Raw genomic sequence first — 3786 nt, forward strand, 5'->3', positions numbered from 1 at the left:
GTCGTGCGGTACTTCTGTGGAGCTGGTTTCATCCTGCTCAGGCTAACAGACCTACGCCTTATACCCTGGCCGAGCCTGATTTACGCAACAAAGCCAAATCCATGCATAAACGGATTTTCGCCGCATGGCTCTCCCGTCACTGGATCAAGCGATTCACACCAAAGATACGTTGAGAACTCAGTGTGCTTTTCGCAGTGCAGGTCTCCCTCATCCCATGTCAATCCATGTAGCGGCGTGGCGAGATCAGGCTCCGCTACGCCGAAGCGATGAGACAATTCGCTCATCGCCGCCTGATCTCTGGACAGCATCGCCTTCTGTCATAAAAGCGAGCTGCAATATGCTTCGAGGGCCTGAATCAACAGATGAGGGCGCGCGTGCACTTCGCCCACGGCCGCGGCTCGATCGATGTAGGCTGGCATCCCATATACGGTGTCGGCCGGAGTAGATTGTGCGTTCGTCATGTGAATGTTGGCCGGTTCTTTCATCACGCCCTCATAGTTACCATTGATTGAAAGGATCTCGCTTCACGGTAAATACCCGCAGCGGCGCACGATGTACACCGCTGCGGGCCGACCGTTTTGAGCCGACACCATCTAAAGGGTTTGAGTAATGCTCGCCCCTATAGAGGCTTGTGCAAGCTCTTTCCGAATGCCGTCACTTTCGCTACTTCTAAGTAGTCGCGCAATTTTTGCTGTCAAAGCCAAATTGACGATGCAGCAGAGGTTAAACGATGAAGCACCTGAAATTGTCCGAAGACGAGCGGCGTACGCTGCGTGAGATGGGCGTTTTCCACCCACACCCGAGAACGCGGATGCGAGCGCAAGGAGTTTTGCGGTTGAGCCAGGGGTTGACGCTTCAAAGAACGGCGGACGAGTTCGGGGGGCACTTGAACAGCGTCGAGCAGTGGCGACAACGCTGGAGCAAGCTCGGCTTGGCGGGGCTGTACGAGGGGCGTCATACCGGGCGCCCCAGGAAATGGACACCCGAGCAGCAGCAAGCTCTTGGCAAGTTGGCCGATTCGGAATCCGGTACCGTGGGGGCACTGCTGCGCCAGATCGAGCAAGGCCAGGACCACGCCTCGATCAGCGAAAGCACGGCTAAACGGTACCTCAAGGAGATGGACTTCACGTACAAGCGCTATCGGTACAGTTTAAAAAAAGCGAGCTCAGGAAGCGTTCGAGCACGCCGGCAAAGTGATCGACGCTCTGGTCAGGCTCGATCAGGAACAGCGGTGCGAGCTGCTGTATTTCGACGAATCAGGCTTCAGCCCGAATCCGCCGGTGCAGTACGGCTGGGGAAAAATCGGCCAGACCCGAGCCGTCGAGCCTCTCGCGCACCGGCAGCGCGTGAACGTGCTTGGGGCTTTGCGTCACGATGGCCAACTGACCTGGATAACTCAGCAGCGACCGACGACACGAGACGATGTCATTGCATTCTTCGAACAGATCGCGGTGCTTCCGCATAACGTTCCGCGAATCGTCTTGATCGATAACGCCGGCATACACAAAGGCGCCATCATGGATAAAAAGCGGCGTCAGTGGGCTAAACATGGGCTGCATCTGTACTATTTGCCGCCCTACAGTCCAGAGCTCAACCGAATCGAGATTTTGTGGAAGCACGCTAAGCATTTCTGGCGCCGCTTCGTTGCCAAGAACGGCGCAGACCTGCTTCACGAAATTCAATCCTTGATGAGCAGCTTCGGGACGAAGTTCACGATAAATTTTGGATGACTACTTAGACAAAGGTGTACGAGCAGATCTTGTTGCCCGCCGGATCACGCAGATAAGCTGCGTAGGCGCCAGGCAGGTGGCCACGCGGGCCAGGCTGCCCCTCGTCGGTGCCGCCTGCGGCAAGGCCGGCGGCGTGGAATGCATCTACCTCGGCGGGAGTTGCAGCAGCAAAGCCGATCGTCACGCCATTGCTGGAGGGCGCTTCACCGTTGCCAGGACGGGCAATGATAAAAGCCGGCTTTTCACGGCCGAAGAGCACCCAACCGTTACCGAATGGACCGAGGTTCTTGATGCCAAGAGCCCCCAGAGTCGCATCGTAAAACGCGGCCGACTTCTGAACGTCGGCGGCGCCGATAAAGACGTGCGAGAAAATGCTGTCACCGGAAATAACTGGAGTAGACATAGTTCTTTTTCTTGATATTTGATGTTAAATGAATAGTTAGTGTTCGTGAATCAATAGTGGATCACCGTGCGAATCGACTTGCCTTCGTGCATCAGATCGAAGGCTTTGTTGATATCCTCGAGACCCATGGTGTGGGTAACGAATGGGGCGAGATCGATCTCACCTTTCATTGCGTCTTCCACCATGCCGGGAAGTTGGGTGCGCCCTTTGACTCCGCCAAAAGCCGAGCCCTTCCAAGTCCGACCAGTGACCAGCTGGAATGGACGGGTCGAGATTTCCTTGCCAGCACCGGCGACGCCGATGACGATTGACTGGCCCCAGCCGCGATGGGCTGCTTCCAGCGCAGAGCGCATTACGTTGACATTACCAATGCACTCGAATGTATGGTCCACGCCCCAGCCGGTCATTTCGATGAGAACCTCGTGGATCGGCTTCTCGAAGTCCTTAGGGTTGAGACATTCGGTCGCGCCAAACTTACGAGCTAACTCGAACTTGGCTGGATTGGTGTCGATGGCAATTATGCGACCCGCCTTGGCTTGGCGCGCACCTTGGATTGCAGCGAGCCCAATGCCGCCAAGACCGAAGACGGCGACCGAGTCGCCCGGTTGCACCTTGGCCGTGTTGTGGACGGCACCGATACCGGTTGTTACCCCACAACCCAGCAGGCAGACGTGCTCCGGATTAGCATCCGGGTTGATCTTGGCCAGTGACACTTCCGCAACAACCGTATATTCGCTGAAAGTCGAACAGCCCATGTAGTGGTAAAGCGGTTGGCCGTTATAAGAAAAGCGAGTCGTGCCATCGGGCATCAGCCCCTTGCCTTGGGTCGCACGAACCGCGACACACAGATTGGTTTTGCCGGACTTACAGAACAGACACTCGCCACATTCAGCGGTGTAGAGTGGAATGACATGATCGCCAGGTTTCACACTGGTTACCCCTTCCCCTACCTCCATGACGATACCCGCTCCTTCATGGCCCAAAACGACCGGGAAAAGACCTTCGGGGTCATCGCCCGACAAGGTAAAGGCATCGGTGTGGCATACGCCAGTATTCGTGATCTTGACAAGAACTTCGCCCTTGCGCGGCGGCTCAACGTCAATCTCAACGATTTCCAGCGGCTTTCCAGGCCCGAAGGCAACTGCTGCACGTGATTTCATGATGTGGTTTCTTTCTAATCTAGGTGAATTTGTTCTCATCGAGGGCACTTCATCTCTCTAACGCAGGTACGACCGGACGATAGAGATTGTTTCGTCAATGGACTTGTTCTGCGAATCACTCCTGATCTCGCTATTCGGAAATTCTTCTCGCAGATAGCTTTCCAAGACCGTGGCCATCAAGCCGTTAACCGCTCCGCGGACTGCCGCGAGCTGCTGAAGAATCGCAGGGCAATCAGCACCTGCATCAAGTGCTTGTTCAAGAGTAGCTACCTGTCCTTTGATACGCCTGATACGCGTGAGGGCTTGTTTCTTTTCTTCCGGACTATATGGCATCGAACACCTCTCTACTAGTTAAGCGTCCCCACTATACCATACTGCCCTATAGGGCTCTGGTGCAAACCTGCAGCTCAGCTAGAATGACGGCCTTTGCCTAACATGCGTAGTCACGCGAGCACGAGCGACCTGTTCAAGGGCCGACACTTCGAACAAGAGA

General features: G+C 55.5%; 4 protein-coding genes and 2 pseudogenes. 2 read left to right on the forward strand and 4 right to left on the reverse strand.

Annotation, left to right across the window (positions count from 1 at the left end; translation table 11 throughout):
• Positions 1-80: 80 nt before the first annotated feature.
• Positions 81-308: a DUF3422 family protein gene (locus ACZ9AQ_RS24055; RefSeq protein WP_429207321.1), complete on the reverse strand. Its 228-nt coding sequence runs from the start codon at positions 306-308 to the stop codon at positions 81-83.
• 503 nt (positions 309-811) lie between these two features.
• Here ACZ9AQ_RS24055 and ACZ9AQ_RS24060 point away from each other — a divergent pair.
• Together ACZ9AQ_RS24060 and ACZ9AQ_RS24065 are read left to right on the forward strand one after the other, a co-directional pair.
• Positions 812-1099 (forward strand): annotated as a pseudogene (locus tag ACZ9AQ_RS24060) (helix-turn-helix domain-containing protein); the annotation flags it as partial.
• Positions 1100-1178: 79 nt separating this feature from the next.
• A pseudogene (locus tag ACZ9AQ_RS24065) lies at positions 1179-1730 on the forward strand (IS630 family transposase); the annotation flags it as partial.
• A gap of 4 nt (positions 1731-1734) precedes the next feature.
• Here the strand turns inward: ACZ9AQ_RS24065 and ACZ9AQ_RS24070 are convergent.
• The 3 genes from ACZ9AQ_RS24070 to frmR are packed head-to-tail and all read right to left on the reverse strand — an operon-like array spanning position 1735 to position 3626.
• A complete protein-coding gene (locus ACZ9AQ_RS24070) occupies positions 1735-2133 on the reverse strand; it encodes a VOC family protein (protein ID WP_091877590.1) in 399 nt (132 codons plus the stop codon).
• Positions 2134-2183: 50 nt separating this feature from the next.
• Positions 2184-3293 (reverse strand): S-(hydroxymethyl)glutathione dehydrogenase/class III alcohol dehydrogenase, encoded by a 1110-nt coding sequence (locus tag ACZ9AQ_RS24075; RefSeq protein ID WP_091877588.1) that lies wholly within the window; start codon positions 3291-3293, stop codon positions 2184-2186.
• Positions 3294-3350: 57 nt separating this feature from the next.
• Positions 3351-3626 (reverse strand): formaldehyde-responsive transcriptional repressor FrmR, encoded by a 276-nt coding sequence (gene frmR / locus ACZ9AQ_RS24080; RefSeq protein ID WP_429207323.1) that lies wholly within the window; start codon positions 3624-3626, stop codon positions 3351-3353.
• Between the last annotated feature and the right edge of the window lie 160 nt (positions 3627-3786).

The organism is Massilia sp. UYP34 (assembly GCF_056279385.1).